1 pseudogene is annotated in these 314 nt (G+C 62.4%); it reads right to left on the reverse strand.

Annotated elements, in window-relative coordinates:
• Positions 1-314 (reverse strand): annotated as a pseudogene (locus A3754_RS26870) (ATP-dependent DNA helicase RecG); the annotation flags it as partial.

Here is a 314-nt window from a genome sequence, read left to right on the forward strand (position 1 = left end):
CCCTTTAACCAGCGGCGTAACAGCGGTTCAACCCACTGCGGGCAGTCGTGCATCAGTTTGGTGGCCACGTCTTTGGCCGGTTCCATCAGGGCTTCATCGCGAACCAGGTCGGCAATGCGAAAGGCCAGGTCCCCGGTCTGGCGAGTGCCCAGCCATTCCCCGGGGCCGCGCAGTTTCAGATCTTCTTCGGCAATAACAAAACCGTCGGTGGTGTCGCGCATGACCGCCAGCCGCCGTTTGCCGGTGAGTGATAGCGGGTTCTTGTACAGCAGCAGACAATAGCTTTGCTCGCCGCCCCGCCCTACGCGTCCGCG

Source organism: Alcanivorax sp. HI0083 (genome assembly GCF_001635175.1).